Here is a 20,984-nt window from a genome sequence, read left to right as displayed (position 1 = left end):
GACCATGCGCGTGTACATCCCGGCCACTTTGGGCGACCTCGACTCCTGCACCTCCGGCAAGTGGGAGCCCGACATGGGCTTCGCCGTCACCGAGAGGCTGATGGAGATCTCCTCCTTCGATGAGGACGAGGAATTGGCAGAGCAGGCGCGCGATGCCGCGGCGATCGAGTCCGTGGTGGAGTTCGGTTCACAACTTCGCGTGGTCATCGTGGCCGACTACTCGCGCGGTGACGTCAGTGCAGTTCCGGACGCGCACCCGGCGGCCGTCGCGCTCACCGGACGCGTGCCGGCTGATGCCGTCGCATGCGCCTTCGTAGACGACCTCGCGGCGTTTGAGGACGCAAAGCAGGCACTCGCGGGCGGACCCGATGCCTTGGAGAGGCTCGAAGATCACGACCTACTGTGGTACGACGTCACGGAACTCGCGTCGATCCCGCGCCCCTAGCCAGGTGCCGTCGCGCACACTCACTGTTGTGAAGGCTAAGCACCTGCTGCGAGCGCGGCCACTACGGCGCTGTGCAGCCTGCCATTGCTTGCGATCGCGTTGCCCCCATAAGGACCATCAACTCCGTCGAGTGACGTGAAACGCCCGCCGGCCTCGAGCACGATGGGCACCAGCGCCGCCATGTCGTAAGTCTCGAGTTCTGGCTCTGCTGCGGCGTCCACGGCACCCTCCGCCACCAGCATGTAACTCCAAAAGTCACCGTATGCACGCGTGCGCCATACCGTCCGTGAGAGGGCGAGCAGCGCGTCGAGGCGGCCGAGCTCCTCCCACCCCGTGAGCGACGAATACGAAAGGCTTGCCTCCGGCAGCGTGGCTACCTCGGAGACGCCCAGCTTGCGAGCGGCCGATGCATCGCGACCCTCCCACGCACCGTCACCCGCGGCGGCGAACCAGCGCCGGCCCAAGGCGGGCGCGCTCACCACGCCGACTGCGGGCTTGTCGCCGTCGAAGAGCGCAATCAGAGTCGCCCACACGGGTACGCCCCTGATGAAGTTCTTCGTACCGTCAATCGGGTCGATGATCCACTGCCGGGTAGCGTCGCCTGAGGTGCCGTACTCCTCGCCCAGGATCGAGTCAGCGGGCCGGTCGCGCGTAAGTGCGTTACGGATGAGGTGTTCCGCCGCCCGGTCCACGGCGGTGACAGGGGAGTCGTCCGGCTTGAGTTCCACCGTCAGGTCAGCGGGGTCTGCGTTGCGCATCGTCAGCGCGTCCACCTGGTCCGCGATGGACAGTGCGAGCGTCAGGTCGGCGGCGTACTCACCAGTGGGATTCATGCGCTCAGCCTACTGGCGCGGCGGGCGCGTCCTCAAAAGCCGGGGGTGGTCCCGTGCGGGCGCGAGTTCTACTGCCAGGAGTCGTTGTCGGCCCGCGTAGCGAGCAGGCGGCGGATCGAGTCGACGCGCGCTTGCTGGTCCGCCGTCTGGGCCCACTCGTCGAGTGCGCAGCCATCCTCGGCCGATGCGTGGCCGCAACCGCGCGGGCAGAACTCGGCCGCGGCATCGGCGATGTCGGGGAACACCGAAATGAAGTTCTCGATGTCGACGTGCGCGAGACCAAAGCTACGGATACCGGGGGTGTCGATGATCCATCCGCCGGCTGGAAGTTCAAGTGCTACTGCCGACGTGGACGTGTGTCGACCACGACCGGTGACGTCGTTGACTATTCCGGTGACACGGCCGGCGCCAGGCACCAACACATTGACGAGCGTGGACTTGCCGACGCCTGAGTAACCCACAAAGACGGTAGAGACGTCCGCGACCTGCGTGCGGAGTGCCTCCATTCCGGCCTGCTCGTCGGGAGTGCCGTCGTGGGACTTGAGGACGTCGGTGTCGTGGCGCACCGTGGTCTCGAGCACCTTGACGCCAAGCGGCTCGTAGGTGGCGCGCAGTTCGGCGCCTGAGCCCAGGTCGGCCTTGGTGAGGACCAGCACCGCGTCCATGCCGGCCGCGAAGGCAGCCACCAGGCAGCGGTCGATCATGCGCGGGTTGGGATCCGGGTCAGCGAGTGCGGTGACAATCGCGAGCTGATTCGCGTTGGCGACGATCACCCGCTCGGTGGGGTCGGTATCGTCGGCGGTGCGCCGCAACTCGGTCGCGCGAGGTTCGCGCCGCACAATGCGTGCCAGTGTTCCCTTGTCGCCCGTCGAGTCGCCGACCATGCCGACGATGTCGCCGATCACGAGCCCGCGGCGCCCCAGCTCGCGCGCCTTGACTGCGATCACCGTGGTGTCAGTATCTGACTTCCATACGGTGAACCGGCCCCGGTCCACTCCCACGACGGTGCCGGGGACGGCGTCCTCGTGTGCGGGGCGAAGCTTGGAGCGCGGCCGCGAGCCTCGCTTGGGTGGCCTCACCTTCGCGTCGGACTCGTCGTATTCGCGCATGCGTTTGCCTAGTCCGGCAAGCCGAGCATGGCCTGCCACAGGTGCGGGAAGTCGGGCATGGTTTTGGACGTGGTACCGACGTTGAGTACCTGCACGCCAGGGACAGCGAGGCCGATGATGGCGGCGAATGTGGCCATGCGGTGGTCGTGATAGCTCTCCATCACGGCGCCGGTCAACCCGGAGGCGGGTAGTCCCGCAAACTCGAGCGAGTCGTCCCCGTCGGTGCAGCGCCCGCCCACGCGGTTCACTTCAGTTGCGATCGCCTTGAGGCGGTCGGTCTCGTGGCCGCGTAGGTGGCCGATTCCGGTCAGTAGCGACGGTTGCTTAGCCAGGGCACACAGCGCGGCAACGGTGGGGGTGATCTCGCCGGCCGGTCCCAGGTCCGCCTCGATGCCAAAGATACCGTCGGTGGGTCCGGTGACGGACATGACCCCATCTTCGAACTCGCAGGTCGCACCCATCTGCTCAAACACCTGCGGGTAGTACGCGCCAGGTTGTGTGGTGTGCGTGGGCCAGCCCGGGATACGCACGGTGCCACCCGCCACGATGGCTGCGGCCATAAAGGGGCCCGCGTTGGAAAGATCAGGCTCTACTCGGATGTTTTCCAAGGTCATGGCGCCGGGGTGAACCACCCACGTACGCTCATCAGGCTGTTCCACCTGGATGCCCGCGTCGCGCAGCGTCTCGCACGTCATGTCAATGTGCGGCAGGCTGGGAAGCTTCGCCCCGGTATGCCGGATGGTGAGTCCCTGAGGAAGTCGCGGCGCCGTCAGCAGCAGCCCGGTCACGAATTGTGACGAGTCACTAGCGTCGACCTCGACACTCGACGGCACGGACACCGGGGGAGTCACCGTGAACGGGAACGTCTGTTCGCCGATGCTGGTGACGGTCGCGCCGAGGGAGCGAAGGGCATCGAGCAGCGGGGCCATGGGACGCCCCTTTGCGCTGGCCGCCGCGTCAAAGGTGATGGGGCCATCGGCAGGATTCGCGAGGAGCGCCATGGGAGGCACGAAGCGCATGACTGTGCCTGCGAGTCCGCAGTTAATCTCCACACCGCCGCGCACCGTCCCCGGCGTGACCAGCCACTCGTCGCCTGAGTCGTCGACGTCAATGCCGAGCGCGCGCAACGCACCAATCATGTGGTCAGAATCCGAGGACTTCAGGCCGCCCTTGATGCGCACGGGGGCGTCGGCGAGAGCCGCAAGTACGAGAAAGCGATTGGTAAGTGACTTGGACCCAGGAACGTCGACAGTGGCGTCAAGCGGGCCATCGGCGGTGGGAGCGTCCCATACCTCGCCGACTCCTACGCCGGCCGGGAATGAGCCGCTCACTTGCCCCGCTTCTTGCCGAGTGCCTTCTGGTTGCGTGAGATCTTCTGTTCGTTCTTGGACACCTTGGCTGCCAAGGCCTTGTCCTTCGCCTTGATCTTCTTAGCCTTGGCGCGATCCTTGTGCTTGGAGCCGTGTCCGGCGGTGGCTGCGATCACGGTAGCGCCGAACAGCGACAGATTCATCATGAACCGCTCGCGCTCGCGTAGGCGCACCTCCTCGTCGTCCTCGCGCCAGAACGGCCGGCCCGCTGCCACCGTGACGGCCGCGAGCCCGGCGAGCGCGAATCCTGCGGTCTTGGGAGTGCGGGACAGAGCGAGGATCGAGGCCGCAGCGATGGTCGCAGCGCCGTGCACCTTGACCATGTCGGTGATCTTGACGTCCTCAAGCCCCGCCTCGATCAGCAGCGGCTTGACCACGGGTTCCGCGCGTTCGGCGCGGCGTTCGGGAGTAAGAACGGACTCGATGCCTCCGTAGATGAACCAGGAGGCGAGCAATGGGCGGGCTATCGCGCGAAAGAACATACTCCTACGCTACCAATGTTGACTGGAGACTGTGTATCGCGGGTTCTCTAAGCTGTCGCTGCCGCATCGGGAATGAACTAGTGGGACCGTTGGTTCCCCTAAGCATGACAGCCACCCTGGAACGCACTACGGCTCGGTCCCGCCGCACGCCACCTCGTCGCACTCGCGGCAGAGTAGGCTACGCAGTGATGAATGACACGGCAATGAATGACACCCAGGAAATGACCTTCGAGGTCGAGGCGCTGTCCTACATGGATCAGCTCTACGCTGCTGCCCTGCGCATGACGCGCAATGGGGCCGATGCTGAGGATCTGGTTCAAGAGACGTTCGCTAAGGCGTTTGCGGCGCAAGATAAGTTCACGATGGGGACCAACCTCAAGGCGTGGCTGTACCGCATCCAGACCAACGCGTTCATCAACACCTACCGCAAAAAGCAGCGCCAACCGAAGCGCTCGGACGCGGACACTATCGAGGACTGGCAGCTGTCAGCAGCGGCGGAACACACGTCCACCGGCCTGGCCTCGGCGGAAGATAACGCCCTTGACCAAATGGGCGATGGTGACATCAAGCAGGCACTCGCCGACTTGCCGGACGACTTCCGTATGGCGGTCTACCTGAGTGACGTCGAGGGCTTCGCGTACAAGGAGATTGCCGAGATTATGGATACGCCTGTAGGCACCGTGATGTCGCGCCTTCACCGCGGACGCAAGCTGCTTCGCGAGAACCTGCGCGAGTACGGCGCGGAGCGCGGTTTTTATGACAAGCGTCCCGTCGCCAACAAGGCGAACACGGATTCCGGGGAGGCATCGGATGCCTAATAACGACTGCGAGCAGGCGCTCGATCAGATTTTTGAATACATCGACCACGAGTTGCCCGATGAGGAGTTGCGCCACATCGGCGACCACCTCAAGGATTGCCCGCCCTGCGAGGCCGAGCACCGCATCAACGAGAAGATCAAGAACTTGGTGGGCAACTGCGGCGACGAGGTCGCGCCAGACGAGTTGCGTTCGCGTGTGCTCGCCACCATCAAGTCTGCGCGCGCCGACTCCTAAAAGTCTCACGTCGCTCAGCGACTGCCTGCCGCCGCCCTTGAGGGCGCGCGGGCAAGCAAAAGGCCGCATCGGTCAATGCCCGATGCGGCCTTTCTGTTTCCGGTTGTTACCGGTGCTAACTATGCGTTGGGGCGCTTGCCATGGTTGGCTCCGCCCTTGGCACGCGCCTTGCGCTTGCGGCCTCGCTTGCTCATGGGTCCCCCTTTCTTAACGCGGGAAGTTCAAAACTCGACTATCTATCTTCCCACACTGTGTATGCATAGCGCGCCGCGGCCGGTAGCCTCTCAAGGCAACACCCATAACTGCCGATGGAGAATCCGTGAGCGACCAGCCAGTTTCCGTCATCCCGTTCCTGCACGCCCTAGCGAGCACGGGCGGCTCCGACCTCCACTGCAAGGTGGGATCAGCGCCGCGCATCCGTGTCGATGGGCGCCTCAGAAAGCTGCAGGTTCCCCCGCTGCGCCCTGAGGACACTCGCAACATGGTGGCGCAGGTACTCCCCGAGGACCTCGTCGCGCAGTTCCGGGACACCCACGAGGCGGACTTCGCGTTCTCGCTGTCCGGCGTGGGACGGTTCCGCGTTAACGCGTACGTCGCGCGTGGCACCGACTCCTTGGTCTTCCGCCACGTCGCCGTGGGCGCCCAGAGCTTTGACGAGCTCGGCCTGCCTCCTGTCATTGCGGACCTGGCGCTCGAGCCGCGTGGTCTGGTGCTCGTTACCGGCCCCACCGGTTCCGGAAAGACCACCACTCTTGCATCGATGGTCGACCTCATTAACTCGTACCGTGAAGTCAACATCATCACCATCGAGGATCCCATCGAAGTCCTTCACCACGACAAGAAGGCGATCATCTCGCAGCGTGAGGTGCGTTCGGACACTCTCGACTTCAACAACGCGCTACGTGGCGCGATGCGTCAGGACCCCGACGTCATTATGGTTGGCGAGATGCGTGACATCGAGACCGTGCGCGCAGCACTTTCGGCGGCCGAGACTGGTCACCTAGTGCTCGCGACTCTGCACACGGTGGACGCACAGGACACCATTAACCGCATCGTCGACTTCTTCACGCCACACGAGCAGGGGCAGGTGCGCGCGACCCTATCGCAGACGCTCAAGGGAATTGTGTCGCAGCGACTGGTCCGTCAGAGTGACGGTAAGGGTCGCACCCTTGTGGCAGAGGTGATGGTCAACACTGGCCGCACCGCCGAGGCCATCGTGGACCCGCAAAGTCAGCCGCCCATCGTGGACCTGATCGCGGAGGGCGAGTACTACAAGATGCAGACCTTCGACCAGCACCTTTTCCAGTTGGTCAGCGAGGGCGCAGTCGACTTCGACGATGCCGTGGCAATCGCGTCGCGTCCGCACGACCTGTCTGTGTCGCTGCGCAACGCAGGAGTCATCAGTTAGGTAGTTACTACGCCAGACGACACGCGAGTGCGTAGTTTGCCGCGCCTAAGAATCGAGTGGAGTCTTGTGGTTGCCGCTTTGTGGCGGGGCGCTCAGTCGGATTTGAGGTCCGCAGCGAGTACCTAGGAGTTGTTGAGCGCCTCGGCATCGTTGATGCCCAGCCACGCGTGCCAGCGCGAGTGGAGCACGAGCCAGGCCATGAGCCCGTAGCCCGCCTGTAGCGGCAGCGCGTCGTGGCCGGTGTCCATGTCTGCAGCCCACTGATCGTGGCGTGCCAAGGGACCGTACATGTCGACATACGGCACGCTGCGACGTGCCGCGGACTCCTCGCATACCGCAGCGAGCTCCGCGATCCGCTGGTTCTCATCCTTGCGTCCGGGGGGCGGGCCCACCAGGAGCGTCGCGAATCCCAGTGCGGATGCGCGGTCAAGCGCGTTGGCGAGATTGAGCCTGGTCATGGTGGGGGAGACCGACCTTGTGACGTCGCCACGACCTACAGCAAACAGCGCGTAACGAGGCTCGTCGGCGGCCTCGGGACGCGCGATTCGACGCAGCGCCTCCTCGTCCCAGCGGCTAGTCATCTCTCCTGTGGTCTCACCGGGTACGGCGAGCGTATGGAACGCAAGATCCGTGGCGTGAGGGAGAGTGCGTGCCGCCACGCGTCCGGTCCAACCAAGTGCCTTCGGGTCGCCGTGGCCGGCGACTAACTCGTCGCCCACGAAGAACACGTTTCTCATCGGCGGAAGGCCTTCTCTACAAGCTCGGCCTGCTCGGCTGCGTGGCGTGAACTCATGCCCGATGCGGGTGAAGCCGACGCCTTGCGCGAGGCCACCTTGAGCGGGCGTTCGATGATCTGCGGCAGCGACATGGAGATGTGCGACCAGGCGCCCTGGTTGCTTGGCTCCTCCTGGACCCACATCAATTCGGCATCGCCGAACGGAGCGAGCGCCTCGCTGATTGCCTCGGGAACGAGCGGGTAAAGCTGCTCGAATCGCACGATGGCGGTGGTGGTGTCGCCGGCCTTCTCGCGCGCAGCCAGCAGGTCGTAGTAGACCTTACCGGTGCACATCAGCACCCGCGTGACGTTCGCCGGATCGATGGGGTCCGTGATGACCTCACGGAAGGTCCCCTCGGTGAACTCCGCCACCCCGGACTGTGCCGCCTTGAGCCGAAGCATCGACTTGGGCGTGAACACGATCATCGGCTTGCGCGGGTGCGTGTACGCCTGACGTCGCAGCAGGTGGAAGTAGCTCGCGGGCGTCGACGGCGCCGCAACCACCATGTTGTCCTCGGCGCACATCTGCAGGAACCGCTCCGGGCGCGCGGACGAATGGTCCGGACCCTGACCTTCGTAGCCGTGCGGCAGCAGCAATACGACGGAGGACGACTGCCCCCACTTCTGCTCTGCGGAGGAGATGAACTCGTCGATGACCGTCTGAGCGCCGTTGACGAAGTCGCCGAACTGCGCCTCCCACAGCACCAGTGCATCGGGCCGCTCGACGGAGTAGCCGTACTCGAAGCCGAGGCACGCGTACTCGCTCAGCGAGGAGTCGTAGATGTGGAGCCGGGCCTGGTCCGCGCTGAGGTACAGCAGCGGGGTCCACTCGGAGCCATTCTTGCGGTCGTGGTACACGGCGTGACGCTGGACGAATGTGCCGCGGCGGCTGTCCTGACCCGCCATACGCACGGGTACGCCCTCCTGGAGCAGAGTGCCGAACGCAAGGATCTCGCCGTAGCCCCAATCGATGCCACCCTCGCGGCTCATGACCTCGCGGCGCTCCAGCAATTTCTCGAGTTTGGAGTGCACCGTGAAGCCCTCGGGGGGACGCACGTGAGCGCGGCCAATGCGCTCGATCTGCCCAGCGCTCACGGCGGTCTTCCAGCCGACCATCATGCCGGCATCCGAGGACTGCGAGGTGGGGACCTCGAGGCCGGAAATCGATTCGGTGTCGGGTCCAGGCTTGAAGCCCTCGCGAGTCTCCAGGAACACGCGCTCCAGCTGCGACAGGTAGTCCTTGGAGACCGACTCGGCCTCTTCGGTGGTGATGTCGCCACGACGGATGAGCGCCTCGGTGTAGAGGTGACGCACGGAGCGCTTGGCCTCGATCAGGTCGTACATGCGCGGCTGGGTCATCGAGGGGTCGTCGCCCTCGTTGTGCCCACGGCGGCGGTAGCAGACCATGTCTACGATCACGTCGCGGCCAAACTCCTCGCGGTACTCAAAGGCGAGCCGGGCGGCGCGCACGCAAGCCTCGGGGTCGTCGCCGTTCACGTGGAAGATGGGGATCTGGAAGCCCTTGGCGATGTCGGTCGAGTAACGCGTCGAGCGCGAGTTCTCGGGACCGGTCGTGAAGCCCACCTGATTGTTGATGATGACGTGAACAGTGCCGCCGGTCTTGTAGCCCTTGAGTGCGGAAAGGTTCAGCGTTTCCATGACTACGCCCTGGCCAGCGAAGGCCGCATCGCCGTGCACCAGCACAGGGAGCACGGGGTAGCCATCAGTGGTGGGGTCGGCGCCCAGGGCGTCGAGCTTGGCACGGACGATGCCCTCGAGGACCGGGTTGGCGGCCTCTAGGTGTGAGGGGTTGGCGGCGAGGTACACACGCGTGGTCTCGCCGGACTCAGCGGTGAAGGTGCCCTCAGTGCCGAGGTGGTACTTCACGTCGCCGGAGCCCTGGACCGAGCCGGGAGCGGCAGTGCCGTCGAACTCGGAGAAGATCTGGCCGTACTTCTTGCCCGCAAGGTTCGCGAGAACGTTGAGGCGGCCACGGTGGGCCATTCCGATGCAGACTTCCTGAATGCCGGAAACCGCAGCGGAGGACATGACGGCGTCGAGCAGCGGGATGAGCGACTCTCCACCCTCGAGCGAAAAGCGCTTCTGGCCCACGTACTTGGTCTGCAGGAACGCCTCGAAGGCCTCGGCGGCGTTGAGGCGATTCAGTACTCGCAGGTGCTCCTCGCGTGCCGGCTTGGTGTATCCCTGCTCGAGGCGCGACTGGAACCAGGTACGCTGCGCGCGGTCCGAGATGTGCATGTACTCGAGGCCGATGGTGCGGCAATATGCGTCACGTAGGCGTCCGAGGACCTCGCGCATCTTCCAGCGCTCGCGGCCGCCAAAGCCGCCGGTGGAGTACACGCGGTCTAGATCCCATAGCGTGAGGCCGTGGGTCTGAACATCAAGATCCGAGTGCTTGCGTGGGCGAGAACTCAGCGGGTCAACGTCCGCCATGAGGTGACCGCGCGAGCGGTACGAGTGAATGAGTTCCGCGATGGATGCGGGCTTGGCGGCCTCGGCTTCCTCGGTGGTGGCTGCATCCTGCACCCAGCGCACGGGCTCGTATGGGATGCGCAGCGACACAAAGACGCGATCATAGAAGCCGTCGAGGCCGAGCAGCTTCTTGTGGACCAGAGCAAGGAACTCGCCGGACTGGGCGCCCTGGATCACGCGGTGGTCGTACGTCGACGTCAAGGTCATCACCTTGGAGATGCCCATGCGAGAGATGATCTCCTCGGAGGCGCCTTGGTACTCGGCGGGGTAGTCCATGGCTCCCACGCCGATGATCGTTCCCTGTCCACCCATCAGGCGCGGGACGGAGTGAACTGTGCCGAGCGTGCCCGGGTTAGTCAGCGTGATGGTGGTGCCCTGGAAGTCGGACGCCTGCAACGTGTTGGTGCGGGCCTTCTTGACGATGTCGTCGTACGCGCTCCAGAACTGCACAAAGTCCATGTCGTTCGCGGACTTAATGCTGGGCACCAGCAGCTGACGCGTGCCATCGGGCTTCGCCATGTCGATTGCCAAGCCAAAGTTGACGTGCGCCGGCGTGATCATCGCGGGCTTGCCGTCTTCGAGTCCATAGGCCACATTCATGGCGGGGAACTCGGCGAGCGCCTCGACGATCGCGAAGCCGATCAGGTGGGTGAAGCTCACCTTGCCGCCGCGGGTGCGCGCCATGTGGTTGTTGAGGACGACGCGGTTGTCCATGAGTAGCTTGGCAGGGATGGTGCGCACTGAGGTCGCCGTGGGTACCTCGAGGCTGGCCTCCATGTTGGTCACGACGCGCGCCGCAGGGCCGCGCAGGCGAGTGACGCCTTGGTGCACGTCCTTGGTGGCGCGCTCGGCGTGGTCGTGGTTTTGCAGGTATGCCGCGGTGGGTGCCTGAGCGGTGGCGATCGGTTGGGTCACCGTCTGGTCGTCGCCTTGGTGGCTGTCGCTCGAGTCTCCGGCCGAGGTGGGCGTCACCACGGGAGTGGCCACCGTCTCAGGTTGCGAGATGTCGGGGCGCGAAGCCTTCGCATCGGCAGCCTCCTTTGGCGTGCTCGCCGGAGACTCGACGGACGCCTCGTTCTTGGGGCCGACGTCCTTGGGCTCGTTCGCCGCGGTCGCTACCGCGACGGGTGCGGGCTCTGACAGATCCGCGGGCGCAGCTTGCTTAGGCGCCGCCTTGCCAGGGGTGGTGCCCGGCGCCGGCTTGATCACAAATGCGGGCTTCGCTTGAGCTGGCTCCGCTTCCGGGGAGTGGTGGTCACCGTTCGAACCCAGTATGAGGGAGGCGACCGACGGTGCGCTCGCGGCGCGTGTGACGGTCGTTCGTTCGGTGTCTGGCGCGCTGGTGTCGGTGGACACTTGAGGCCGCTCACTTTCTTAGGCGTGTATGCGTCTACATTGCGGTGTTTTGTCTATCCTCCAGCCTAAACGCTCCAGCAGGGCCTGGTGTCACCCGTTTTTGAGAAATTGTTACGGAATATGGGGGGCACAACGCCAAGGAGAGAACCTTGCTTGGTGTGCCCTTGGGACTATGACGAAGTCGTGACCGCATCGGTATGCTTGCCCAATGAATGTTGGGGACAGACACACGTCCAAACCTGCTTGCGGGCCGGAAGGCCACGAGCTCGCATGACCGCTTGGATCTTGCTCGGACTTGGGATCGTCCTGACGCTAGGAACCGCTGTCTTTGTCGCCGCGGAGTTCTCGCTGGTCGCTCTGGACCCAGCCCACGTCGACGACGACGTGCGCGGGAACCGAGTGCGACGTGCGCTCAAGCACCTGTCCACGCAACTGTCTGGCGCCCAGGTTGGCATCACCCTCACCACCATCCTGCTGGGCTATACGGCACAGCCGGCATTGGTTGAGTTACTAGGCATTCCACTATCGTCGACGCCGTTGAGCCGGGCAGCGGTCGCAGGGCTCGCGGGGACGCTGTCGCTGATCCTTGTCAATGCGTTCTCGATGATCATCGGCGAACTCGTGCCTAAGAACGCTGCGCTGTCCGCACCCATGCGCACGGCGAAGGTGGTGGCGCCCCTCAATATGGGGTTCACTGTCGCGCTGCGCCCGCTGATCGCGGTGCTCAATGGTCTGGCCAATGCGATTCTGCGTCTGCTCGGGATCGAGCCCAAAGAGGAGCTGTCAGGTGGCCGGTCGCGCCAGGAACTCGCCGCACTGGTGCGCCGCTCTGCAGAGGCCGGCACTCTCGCCCCCTCCACCGCTCTCTTGCTGAAGAACACCATCGAACTCGACAACCTGACCGCGATCGATGTCATGACGGATCGCACCCGGTTGCAAACCCTTGGCGCCGATGCTGTGGCGGCGGACGTCTTGTCGCTCGCCCGTGCGACGGGCCACTCACGTTTTCCGGTGGTGGGTGACGGGCCCGACGACATCGTGGGCCTCGTCCACCTACGCCAGGCCGTGGCCGTGCCCTCTCACGAACGCGACGAAATCCGCATTGGCACCCTGATGGTGAACGCGCCCCGCATTCCCGAAACCATGCGTATGCTGCCCTTGCTGGTGGAACTACGGGGGCTGGGGCACCAGTGCGCTGTTGTGGTCGACGAGTACGGCGGTACCGCAGGGTTAGTCACCCTCGAGGACGTGGTTGAAGAACTCGTGGGAGAGGTGGCGGATGAGCATGACCGTCGCCGGGCTCCGATTCACCGGACTGCCGGTGGGGCTTGGATTGTTCCGGGCACCCTGCGCCCCGACGAGGTGCACGAACGCACTGAGCTTGAGATTCCCGAGTCGCCCGCCTACGAGACCGTGGGCGGATTCGTCATGGCCCAACTGGGACGTGTTGCCGAGGTAGGCGATCAGGCAGCCACTGGCGACGTTCGCGTCAAGGTGGAGCGGATGGATGGGCGCCGGATAGATCGCGTGCGTCTGGAGGCCATCGCCCCAGACCCCGACGCAGATGGGGACGGCGACAAGTGAGCCTCGGCATGACGTTACTGGTGATTGGCCTTCTCTTGGCGAATGCGTTCTTTGTGGGCGCCGAGTTTGCCGTGATCTCTGCGCGCCGCAGTTCGATTGAACCGCGCGCGGAGGCGGGATCCAAGTCGGCGAAGACCGTGCTGTGGGCGATGGAGAATGTCTCCCTGATGCTTGCATGTGCGCAGCTCGGAATCACGGTGTGTTCGGTGTCGCTTGGCGTCGTTGCGGAGCCAGCGCTTGCGCACGCACTTGAGCCAGCGATGCATTCGCTGGGACTGTCGGAGTCGGCGGCGCACGTGGTGGCGGTCGTCATCGCCCTCATGATCATCGTCGGACTGCACGTCGTCATCGGCGAGATGGTCCCTAAGAATGCAGCGGTATCCAGCCCCGACCGCGCCGCTATGATTTTTGGCCCGCCGCTGGTAGCAATCGCTCGATTCGTTCGCCCCATCATCGTCGCGCTGAACTGGGTTGCAAACCACCTGGTGAGGGCCATGGGGTTCGAGCCCCGAGACGAGGTGACGTCGGCCTTTACCGCAGACGAGGTGCAGTCGATCGTGGAGCGCTCGAGCGCGGAGGGAACACTGTCGGACCCCGACGGCCTTCTCACAGGCGCGATCGAGTTCTCGGATTACAAGGCGGCCGATGTCATGGTCGCCCTACCCGACGTGCGCGGCGTCGAGATGGGCGTCACCGTGGAAGGGCTCGAGAGGGCGGTGACCGACACCGGGTTCTCGCGGTTCCCCGTGCGTGAGAACGAAACCTTCGTGGGGTACTTGCACATCAAGGATGGACTATATGCGCGTCCCGGGGAACGTGAGGAGCCCATTCAGCGTTGGAGGGTAAGAGACCTACCTGCAGTGGCTGAGGACGACGAGATTGAAAGCGTCATGGCGCTGATGCGTGGGTCTGGCGCACACGTGGCGTCGGTGAGCCGTGATGGCGTTGCCGTCGGCATTGTCTTTCTCGAAGACATTATCGAGGAACTCGTGGGCGAGGTAAGGGATTCTATGGCGCGCGAGGATTAGTCCTCGTAGAGACGGTGTGACGGATTCGACAGCGACCCGTCTAGCCATCTCCGTTACCATTTGGTTACTATTGGTAGTGCCCCCCATTCTGGGGGCACTGAGGAGCACAGTCGGTTTCGGGTAGCACCTGATGCTGAGGGCAACGACAAGTTTGGAGGCGAATGTGAGTACGCGTGTGCGTGCCGAGGACGCCTCCTCGGGACACCGTTCACGTAAGCACACTCGCATAGAGCGAACCGCGGAGATCCAGGTTCGTACTACCCACCGCCGCCGTAAGGTGCTGACTCGGATGGGTGTGCTTGCGGGATTCGCGCTCGCGATGGTCGTCTACCCCGTCATGGGCACCATCACTCCTTATGGCAACGCAGCCGAGGCCCTGCCCGACGTTCAGGAGGGCGCTATCGCCCCCTCCACGGCACGCGCCATTCTTGGTGGCGGCCCGCAGTTGCTGTCCTCCGACCTTCCCCTGCCATCCATCGACGAGCAGGCGTCCGCGATTTTGACCTCAGGCGGGGCGGGCTCGATCGTTGACAGCGGAGAGTGCTCGGGGGCGTCAACCGCCAACGGATCTAACGGCCGACTAGCCCTGTCGAGTCTGTGCGACCTCCCGTTCGCGGCCGGTCAGTCGCTGAGAGGTGACGCGGCGCTGTCGTTGATCGCCCTGAACGAGCACTTTAAGTCCTCCTTTGGTAGGGACCTGTGCCTGTCGGACTCCTACCGCACGTTGAGCCGTCAGTACTCGCTGAAGGCGTCGCGTGGATACTTTGCTGCACCTCCCGGAACGTCGATGCACGGTTGGGCTATTGCGATTGACCTCTGCTCGTCTGACTCCAGTGGCACAGCGCGCGCATGGCTCGACGAGAATGCCGGAATTTACGGTTGGGCCAACCCGCGTTGGGCCAAGGGATCCAAGTATGAGCCCTGGCACTGGGAGTTCATCGCCGGAACCTCGGCGTACTACGACGTTCAGGAATAGTTCCTCCGCAGAGCAACACGCACTACGCGAGTGGTTGCATTCGTAGCGTCAGAGGGACACGCTGGTGTCAGGGGATTCGCCTCATCGTGGAGGACCCTCAGTCGACGCCCGGCACATCCGCCGCCCGCGCGACGGTTAACTGCTGAGGAGACGCCCATGCTCGTAGGAATACCGGCCGAGGTGAAGAACCGCGAAACCAGAGTGGCTCTCACGCCCAGCGGTGCGAGTGAACTCGTTGCCCTTGGTCACGATGTTGTGATCCAGGCAGGGGCGGGTGTCGGATCCATGATTCCTGACCAGGACTATGTCGACGCGGGCGCGCGCATTGGCAGCGTCGACGAGGCCTGGGGTGCGGAACTAGTACTGAAAGTCAAGGAGCCCGTCCCAGAGGAGTATGGGCGGTTGGGAACCCAGACGCTATTCACCTTCTTGCACCTGGCGGCAAATCGACCGCTCGCCGACGCGCTTACGAGCGCCGGCACCACGGCTCTATCCTTGGATACCGTCCAGCTCGCTGATGGTTCGCTGCCTTTGCTCGCGCCCATGAGCGCTGTCGCAGGTCGACTGGCAGCGCTAGCAGGCGGCTACCACCTGCTGAGTTCCGAGGGAGGGCCCGGCATCCTTATGGGGGGAATTCCGGGAGTGCCACGCGCGGCAACTGTGGTGATTGGCGCCGGGGTCGCGGGTACCAACGCCGTGCAATTGCTTTCCGCCATGGGTGCGGGCGTGACCGTGCTTGATTTGTCTGAGGAGCGCCTGCGTCGCATCGATGCCGAGAACCTGCCGGGTGTCACGACTGTGGTCTCGACACCAGAGGCCGTTGATGCCGCGGTAACCGAAGCCGACCTGGTGGTGGGCGCGGTGCTCGTGCCGGGGCACACGGCCCCCAAGTTGGTCAGCCATGAGCAAGTGTCGCGCATGCGCCAAGGCTCCGTTTTGGTCGACATCGCGATCGACCAAGGGGGCTGCTTCGAAGACTCGCGCCCTACGACGCACGACGATCCCGTCTATGTGGTGGAGCACTCGGTGTTCTATTGTGTCGCGAACATGCCGGGCGCAGTCGGCGCGACCTCGACGGCCGCGCTCACGCACGTCACGCTGCCCTACATCAAGGCGCTCGTGGGCGGCGTTGATAGTGCCATAGCAGCCGATGCCGCACTTGCCGCCGGGCTCAATGTGGCAGGTGGGCGTGTGGTCCACCCGGTAGTTGCGAGGGCGTTTCCCGACCTGGCTTGATGCCAGCGGGGCCTAGCGCCGCCGGAAGAAGGCAGCGAGACCCCGGTGCTGGGCCTCGTCCGCCTCGGCGTCGCTAGCCGCGAGGTCCGGGTTCTCAGCGCCAGTGGCCTCGGCCTCCGGGTTCTGGCCGTAGTCGATGAAGTCGGTCTCCGGGTTCGCCTCAGGTGTGACGGGCGCATCCGAGTCGGCGTCCAGGCTGACCGCCTCGGCGAGAGGCATGCCGTCGGGCACCGCAACCACGGTCGCCGGGCGCGGTGTCACGATTGCGTACTCGATCAGTGCGCGCTCCGCCGCCTGGCGGCCGTCGAGCACTAGCCCGGGCAGATCCTTCTTGACCCACTGTGAACGGTGCTGGAGCTTAGGAGTGATCAACGTGACGTCCGTACGAATCTCGAGCTCGTGGACCTTGACGGACGTGTACTGGCTAGGGATCGCGTCCCATTCGGGAGCGAGGCGGACGCCGATCACGTGGCGAGCGCCCATCTCGAACGCGGCCTCGAGTGGCAGGTTCTCGTAGATCCCGCCGTCCAGTAGCAGGTGGCCGTCCAACTTTGTCGGGGCGAAGATTCCGGGAACGGCGATCGAGGCCGCGACTGCAGGGTAGAGAGGGCCACGGTCCATCAGGACTGACTTGCCTTCGGCCAGGTCCGACGCGATGGCGCCAAAGCGAATTGGCAAGTTCTCGATGAGTTCCTCGCCCACGACGTTCTCGATGCTCTTGCGCAGGCCGTCGGTGTTGAGCAGCCCGAGGCTGGGGGCAATCGAGAAGGTGCCAAAGTCGCCCCACTCGGCGTTGAGTACCAGCTCCTCGAGCTCATAAGGGTCGATCTCGGCGGCGTATGCGGCCCCCATCACGGAGCCGATGGATGTGCCGACCACGATGGAGGGCGTGATGCCCCGTTCGCGTAGCACCTGCAGCACTCCGACGTGGGCGGCGCCAAGCGCCCCGCCGCCGCCTAGCGCGAGGGCTAGGTGCGGCTCGTAGCGAAGGTCGTCATGCCTGATCATGTCTCACATCGTAGAGTCCTCGCGAGGGAATTGCGAGGTATGCGCGGTATCTGCCTGCCCAGTCGCGTCTGTCGGTGATGCGCCGTAGTCTTGCCGAGAGCCCGCGGGGCTGAGGAGAAAGGCCCCCGCACCACCTATTACTCATGGAGGAAATACATGGAGCAGCGGAACATCGGCAACCTACACGTCAGTGCGGTCGGACTGGGCGGCATGCCTATGTCGATTGAGGGTCGTCCCGACGAGGACCAAGCACTCGCGACCATTCACGCGGCGCTCGACGCCGGCGTCACGCTGATCGACACGGCGGATGCCTACCATCGCTATGCGCCCGAGGTAGGGCACAACGAGGCCCTGATTGCCAAGGCGTTGCGCCAGTATGACGGTGACACGGACAACGTGTTAGTGGCCACCAAGTCCGGACACCTGCGCCCAGGCGATGGCTCGTGGACGGTGAACGGTAGGCCCGACTACCTCAAGCAGGCGGCCAAGGCTTCAGCGGCACGGCTGGGCGTCGAGGCAATTGGCCTCCACCAGTTCCACCGCCCCGACCCGTCCGTGCCGTACGAAGACTCTGTGGGCGCACTCGCGGAACTCCTCGAAGAGGGGGTCATCCGCATGGCGGGAATTTCCAACGCCAACGTCGACCAGATTCGCGTCGCCAACAAGGTGCTGGGTGGGCGCCTCGTCTCTGTTCAGAACCAGTTCTCGCCGGCCTTCGTGTCGAGCTATCCGGAGCTCGAGCTCTGCGCGGATATGGGCATTGCGTTCCTGCCGTGGAGTCCCTTGGGGGGTATCCGTAACGCCGCGCAGGTAGGCCAGAAGCATGCAGAGTTCGCGCGCATCGGCAAGGCTCACGGCGTGAGCCCCCAGCAGGTGACCATCGCCTGGCACCTGGCGCTGTCGCCCGTGGTTATCCCTATTCCTGGCGCCTCGCGGCCGCAGTCGATTCAGGACTCGGCCAAGTCCGTGGATCTGGAACTGACTGCGGCTGAAGTGCGCGAACTCAGCGAGGTGCTGAGCACGTAGGTGGACGGGCCGTTATGGCTTGGGCCGTCGCGGATTGGCGTGGCTCGACACCGCGGCCGATGCTGCGGCGGCTCGCTTTTGCGTGACGGTGTTGGTCTTCACAGTATTTTGCGGCTGTGATACCTGACCCGGTTCGCGCGCAATGGATGTGAGCCGTTGAAGTTGCGTGACGTGTGCGGGGTTGAGTTCGTCGATGGAGGACACGCCGAGGAGTTTCATGGTGCGGACGGTTTCGGAGGTGAGGATCTCGATGGTGCGGTCTACGCCTTCGCGTCCGCCGGCCATGAGTCCGTAGAGGTAGGCGCGGCCGATGAGGGTGAAGTTGGCTCCCATCGCGAGGCTGGCAACAATGTCGGCGCCGGACATGATGCCGGTGTCGAGGACGATCTCGAAGTCGTCGCCGAGTTCGGCACGCACGGCGGGCAGTAGGTGGAAGGGGATGGGGGCGCGGTCTAGTTGGCGTCCGCCGTGGTTGGACAGCACGATGCCGTCCACGCCCATGTCTGCGACCTTGCGGGCATCGGCGATGGTTTGGATGCCTTTCACGGCAACCTTTCCGGGCCACTGGTCGCGAATCCACGCGAGGTCCTCGAACGTGATGGTGGGGTCGAAGAGTTCATTGAGGAGTTCACCGATGGTGCCGTCCCATTCGCTCAGTGAGGCGAAGGTCAACGGTTCGGTGGTCAGGAAGTTGATCCACCACTCGGGGCGGGGAATCGCGTTGAGCACCGTGGAGGGGGTGAGCTGTGGGGGGATGGTGAAGCCGTTGCGGTTGTCTCGCAGGCGTGCACCGGCGACGGGGACGTCCACGGTGACCAGCAACGTGTCGAAGCCGGAGTCGGCGGCGCGTTGCACCAGCGACATCGACTTGTCGCGGTCTTTTTGCATGTAGAGCTGGAACCAGTTGCGACCGTGAGGGTTGGCTTCATGCACACCTTCGGGAGACGTGGTGCCCACGGTGGACAGGGAGAACGGGATGCCGGCGGCACCTGCGGCGCAAGCTCCGGCACGTTCGCCCTCGGACTGCATCATGCGAGTAAAGCCGGTGGGGGCGATGCCAAAGGGAAGTGCAGAGCGCTCGCCAAAGATCTCTACCGAGGTGTCCATGGCGGATACGTCGCGCAGGATCGCGGGATGGAACTCAATATCCCTAAAGGCTTGACGGGCACGAGCTAACGACAACTCGGCCTCGGCCGCACCATCGGCGTAGTCAAACGCACCCTTGGGAGTGCGGCGCTTAGCAATCGCCCGCAGATCCGCAATCGTGTGAGCCTTCGCCAACCGACGCGCACGCCCATCGGTCTCAAAACGCTTGAAGTGCATCAACTGCGCGAGCTCACGCGGCCGGGGAAGATGACGTTCCAGTTTCACCGCGTGGGCTCCTTTGGCGTGTATCGCTTCACTGCGAAAGTCTTGCGCACTAGTTCGCGCATTCCCTCCAGTGTGCCATCTACAGCCCCTAGCGCCCGCGCCTGAATCAGCACGTTGCCGATGGCCGTGGCCTCGACGGGGCCGGCGACGACCGTCAGGCCAAGGCGATCCGCGGTGCGCTGGCACAGGAGTTCGTTGAGCGAGCCGCCGCCCACGATGTGCACGGTGCGAACCGGGCGACCCGCAAGCTCGCTGGCCTGAGCGATCGCCAACGCGAAGGCATCCGCAAGGCTCTCGATGATGCTCCGCACAAACTCCGGCTGGGACGCCGGCGGCGCCACGTGGTTCTCTGCGCACCACTGGATGATCCGGGGTGTCATGGGTCCAGGCGCGAGGAAGCGCGGGTCGTTGGCGTCAAAAACCGGAACGGAGCGAGTGACGTCAGCTGCCTGCGCCAAGACGGTCGTCAATGGTGGCGCGCTTCCTGCGGCCTCCCACTCGCGCATGGTCTCGCTCAGGAGCCACAGGCCCATGACGTTGTGGAGGAAGCGGGTGGTGCCATCGACGCCCCGCTCGTTGGTGAAGTTCGCCTCGCGTGCGCGTTCGGTGACGACGGGGCTATCCAACTCGAGGCCGACCAGGCCCCACGTGCCGCACGAGATGTACGCGGCATCGTCTCCCTGCATGGGTGCCGCCACGACGGCCGATGCCGTGTCGTGCGAACCCACCGCGATCACCTTGGTGGACGGGCCCAGACCGGTCGCGGTGACGAGGTGCGACAGTAGTGGGCCCACCTCGTCACCAGCGTTGATCAGTGTGGGAAGGATCCCGCTCGGAAGCCCGACGCGGTGCATCAGATCCAGGTCCCACTCGTTACCACCCACGGGGAGGAGCCCGGTGGTGGACGCGTTGGTGCGCTCTGCGCGCTTGTTGCCGGTCATCCAGTAGTTGAGCAGGTCTGGCACGAGCAGCATCGAGTCTGCCCCGGATAGGCCCGGACCCCTCAGCTCGGCCGCGAGCTGGTACACGGTGTTGAACGGCAGGAACTGCAGCCCATTGCGTGCGTACAGGTCTGCGGGAGTGACTCGCGCATGGACGCGCTCGACGCCCACGGCCGTACGATCGTCCCGGTAGTGAAACGGCTCGCAGAGCATGCGGTCGCCATCAAGGAGCGCGTAGTCAACCGCCCACGAGTCGACGCCGATGCTGGCGATGCCCGGCACTCGGCTCGCTGCCTCGGTGAGCCCCGCTACGGCGTGCTCGAAGAGCCCCGAGACATTCCAGTGCAGGCCATCGGCGAGCATCGTGCCGCCGTTGGCGAAACGAGAGACGGCCTCGAGTCGCAACTCGTTTGGGCCCACGTGGCCCACCATGACGCGCCCGCTGGTGGCTCCCAGGTCGACGGCGGCGACGGAGTGGGTCATCGCATGC

19 protein-coding genes are annotated in these 20,984 nt (G+C 64.6%); 9 read left to right on the top strand and 10 right to left on the bottom strand.

Annotated features, from left to right (window positions below):
* Positions 1–4 precede the first annotated feature (4 nt).
* A complete protein-coding gene (locus AOP77_RS09680) occupies positions 5–445 on the top strand; it encodes a DUF6912 family protein (protein ID WP_062213006.1) in 441 nt (146 codons plus the stop codon).
* Between the two features lie 35 nt (positions 446–480).
* On the opposite strand, the gene AOP77_RS09675 is transcribed toward AOP77_RS09680, so the two are convergent.
* The 4 genes from AOP77_RS09675 to AOP77_RS09660 form a co-directional block, all read right to left on the bottom strand.
* Positions 481–1,278 (bottom strand): inositol monophosphatase family protein, encoded by a 798-nt coding sequence (locus tag AOP77_RS09675; protein ID WP_062213003.1) that lies wholly within the window; start codon positions 1,276–1,278, stop codon positions 481–483.
* Positions 1,279–1,346: 68 nt separating this feature from the next.
* Positions 1,347–2,387: a ribosome small subunit-dependent GTPase A gene (rsgA, locus tag AOP77_RS09670; protein WP_062213000.1), complete on the bottom strand. Its 1,041-nt coding sequence runs from the start codon at positions 2,385–2,387 to the stop codon at positions 1,347–1,349.
* An 8-nt stretch (positions 2,388–2,395) separates the two neighbouring features.
* A complete protein-coding gene (gene aroA, locus AOP77_RS09665; protein WP_062212997.1) occupies positions 2,396–3,718 on the bottom strand; it encodes a 3-phosphoshikimate 1-carboxyvinyltransferase in 1,323 nt (440 codons plus the stop codon).
* Entirely contained in the window at positions 3,715–4,239 is a 525-nt protein-coding gene (locus AOP77_RS09660; protein ID WP_062212994.1) for a hypothetical protein, read from the bottom strand. Before AOP77_RS09660 ends, aroA begins: the two co-directional genes overlap by 4 nt.
* 188 nt (positions 4,240–4,427) lie before the next feature.
* Here AOP77_RS09660 and AOP77_RS09655 point away from each other — a divergent pair, with 188 nt between their 5' ends.
* Together AOP77_RS09655 and rsrA are read left to right on the top strand one after the other, a co-directional pair.
* Complete coding sequence (locus AOP77_RS09655) at positions 4,428–5,057, top strand: sigma-70 family RNA polymerase sigma factor (RefSeq protein ID WP_061962769.1); 630 nt, start codon at positions 4,428–4,430, stop codon at positions 5,055–5,057.
* A complete protein-coding gene (rsrA, locus tag AOP77_RS09650) occupies positions 5,050–5,292 on the top strand; it encodes a mycothiol system anti-sigma-R factor (RefSeq protein WP_062212991.1) in 243 nt (80 codons plus the stop codon). The genes AOP77_RS09655 and rsrA overlap by 8 nt, the downstream gene beginning before the upstream one ends.
* 119 nt (positions 5,293–5,411) lie before the next feature.
* Here rsrA and AOP77_RS12640 read toward each other — a convergent pair whose 3' ends face one another.
* Positions 5,412–5,486 (bottom strand): 50S ribosomal protein bL37, encoded by a 75-nt coding sequence (locus AOP77_RS12640; RefSeq protein ID WP_371327667.1) that lies wholly within the window; start codon positions 5,484–5,486, stop codon positions 5,412–5,414.
* Between the two features lie 125 nt (positions 5,487–5,611).
* On the opposite strand from AOP77_RS12640, the gene AOP77_RS09645 reads away from it, so the two are divergent.
* Positions 5,612–6,700: a type IV pilus twitching motility protein PilT gene (locus AOP77_RS09645; RefSeq protein ID WP_062212988.1), complete on the top strand. Its 1,089-nt coding sequence runs from the start codon at positions 5,612–5,614 to the stop codon at positions 6,698–6,700.
* Positions 6,701–6,822: 122 nt separating this feature from the next.
* Here the strand turns inward: AOP77_RS09645 and AOP77_RS09640 are convergent, their stop codons facing one another.
* A complete protein-coding gene (locus AOP77_RS09640) occupies positions 6,823–7,437 on the bottom strand; it encodes a GDSL-type esterase/lipase family protein (protein WP_062212985.1) in 615 nt (204 codons plus the stop codon).
* Positions 7,434–11,174: a multifunctional oxoglutarate decarboxylase/oxoglutarate dehydrogenase thiamine pyrophosphate-binding subunit/dihydrolipoyllysine-residue succinyltransferase subunit gene (locus tag AOP77_RS09635; protein WP_439644706.1), complete on the bottom strand. Its 3,741-nt coding sequence runs from the start codon at positions 11,172–11,174 to the stop codon at positions 7,434–7,436. The genes AOP77_RS09640 and AOP77_RS09635 overlap by 4 nt, the downstream gene beginning before the upstream one ends.
* A gap of 420 nt (positions 11,175–11,594) precedes the next feature.
* On the opposite strand from AOP77_RS09635, the gene AOP77_RS09630 reads away from it, so the two are divergent.
* The 4 genes from AOP77_RS09630 to ald all read left to right on the top strand — a co-directional run bounded on the left by AOP77_RS09630 (position 11,595) and on the right by ald (position 16,148).
* Positions 11,595–12,908 (top strand): hemolysin family protein, encoded by a 1,314-nt coding sequence (locus AOP77_RS09630; RefSeq protein WP_062212979.1) that lies wholly within the window; start codon positions 11,595–11,597, stop codon positions 12,906–12,908.
* 8 nt (positions 12,909–12,916) lie between these two features.
* A complete protein-coding gene (locus AOP77_RS09625; protein WP_062212977.1) occupies positions 12,917–13,936 on the top strand; it encodes a hemolysin family protein in 1,020 nt (339 codons plus the stop codon).
* A 163-nt stretch (positions 13,937–14,099) separates the two neighbouring features.
* Complete coding sequence (locus tag AOP77_RS09620) at positions 14,100–14,912, top strand: M15 family metallopeptidase (protein ID WP_236685810.1); 813 nt, start codon at positions 14,100–14,102, stop codon at positions 14,910–14,912.
* Between the two features lie 156 nt (positions 14,913–15,068).
* Positions 15,069–16,148: an alanine dehydrogenase gene (gene ald, locus AOP77_RS09615; protein WP_062212971.1), complete on the top strand. Its 1,080-nt coding sequence runs from the start codon at positions 15,069–15,071 to the stop codon at positions 16,146–16,148.
* 12 nt (positions 16,149–16,160) lie between these two features.
* Here the strand turns inward: ald and AOP77_RS09610 are convergent, their stop codons facing one another.
* On the bottom strand, positions 16,161–17,156 hold the full coding sequence (locus AOP77_RS09610) for a patatin-like phospholipase family protein (RefSeq protein ID WP_062212968.1): 996 nt from the start codon (positions 17,154–17,156) through the stop codon (positions 16,161–16,163).
* A 156-nt stretch (positions 17,157–17,312) separates the two neighbouring features.
* Here AOP77_RS09610 and AOP77_RS09605 point away from each other — a divergent pair, with 156 nt between their 5' ends.
* Positions 17,313–18,182, top strand: coding sequence for an aldo/keto reductase (locus AOP77_RS09605; protein WP_062212965.1), 870 nt, complete (start codon positions 17,313–17,315; stop codon positions 18,180–18,182).
* A gap of 12 nt (positions 18,183–18,194) precedes the next feature.
* Here AOP77_RS09605 and AOP77_RS09600 read toward each other — a convergent pair whose 3' ends face one another.
* Both AOP77_RS09600 and AOP77_RS09595 read right to left on the bottom strand, forming a co-directional pair.
* Complete coding sequence (locus AOP77_RS09600; protein WP_152649862.1) at positions 18,195–19,505, bottom strand: alpha-hydroxy acid oxidase; 1,311 nt, start codon at positions 19,503–19,505, stop codon at positions 18,195–18,197.
* 44 nt (positions 19,506–19,549) lie between these two features.
* The gene (locus AOP77_RS09595) at positions 19,550–20,977 is read right to left on the bottom strand and encodes a rhamnulokinase (protein ID WP_201774117.1); all 1,428 of its coding nucleotides are present in this window, start codon (positions 20,975–20,977) and stop codon (positions 19,550–19,552) included.
* Positions 20,978–20,984 lie beyond the last annotated feature (7 nt).

It is taken from the genome of Demequina oxidasica (assembly GCF_000975115.1).
Taxonomy (GTDB): Bacteria; Actinomycetota; Actinomycetes; order Actinomycetales; family Demequinaceae; genus Demequina; species Demequina oxidasica.
The sequence above is the reverse complement of the archived record's forward strand: the minus strand, read 5'-3'. Positions and strand labels throughout refer to the sequence as shown.

Coding starts and splice junctions, on each gene's coding strand:
- AOP77_RS09595 (WP_201774117.1), bottom strand. CDS start 20,977: ATGACCCACTCCGTCGCCGCCGTCGACCTGGGAGCCACCAGCGGGCGC.
- AOP77_RS09605 (WP_062212965.1), top strand. CDS start 17,313: ATGGAGCAGCGGAACATCGGCAACCTACACGTCAGTGCGGTCGGACTG.
- AOP77_RS09655 (WP_061962769.1), top strand. CDS start 4,428: ATGAATGACACGGCAATGAATGACACCCAGGAAATGACCTTCGAGGTC.
- AOP77_RS09600 (WP_152649862.1), bottom strand. CDS start 19,505: ATGCACTTCAAGCGTTTTGAGACCGATGGGCGTGCGCGTCGGTTGGCG.
- AOP77_RS09640 (WP_062212985.1), bottom strand. CDS start 7,437: ATGAGAAACGTGTTCTTCGTGGGCGACGAGTTAGTCGCCGGCCACGGC.
- AOP77_RS09630 (WP_062212979.1), top strand. CDS start 11,595: ATGACCGCTTGGATCTTGCTCGGACTTGGGATCGTCCTGACGCTAGGA.
- AOP77_RS09680 (WP_062213006.1), top strand. CDS start 5: ATGCGCGTGTACATCCCGGCCACTTTGGGCGACCTCGACTCCTGCACC.
- AOP77_RS09625 (WP_062212977.1), top strand. CDS start 12,917: ATGACGTTACTGGTGATTGGCCTTCTCTTGGCGAATGCGTTCTTTGTG.
- AOP77_RS09660 (WP_062212994.1), bottom strand. CDS start 4,239: ATGTTCTTTCGCGCGATAGCCCGCCCATTGCTCGCCTCCTGGTTCATC.
- rsgA (WP_062213000.1), bottom strand. CDS start 2,387: ATGCGCGAATACGACGAGTCCGACGCGAAGGTGAGGCCACCCAAGCGA.
- AOP77_RS09675 (WP_062213003.1), bottom strand. CDS start 1,278: ATGAATCCCACTGGTGAGTACGCCGCCGACCTGACGCTCGCACTGTCC.
- ald (WP_062212971.1), top strand. CDS start 15,069: ATGCTCGTAGGAATACCGGCCGAGGTGAAGAACCGCGAAACCAGAGTG.
- AOP77_RS09610 (WP_062212968.1), bottom strand. CDS start 17,156: ATGATCAGGCATGACGACCTTCGCTACGAGCCGCACCTAGCCCTCGCG.
- rsrA (WP_062212991.1), top strand. CDS start 5,050: ATGCCTAATAACGACTGCGAGCAGGCGCTCGATCAGATTTTTGAATAC.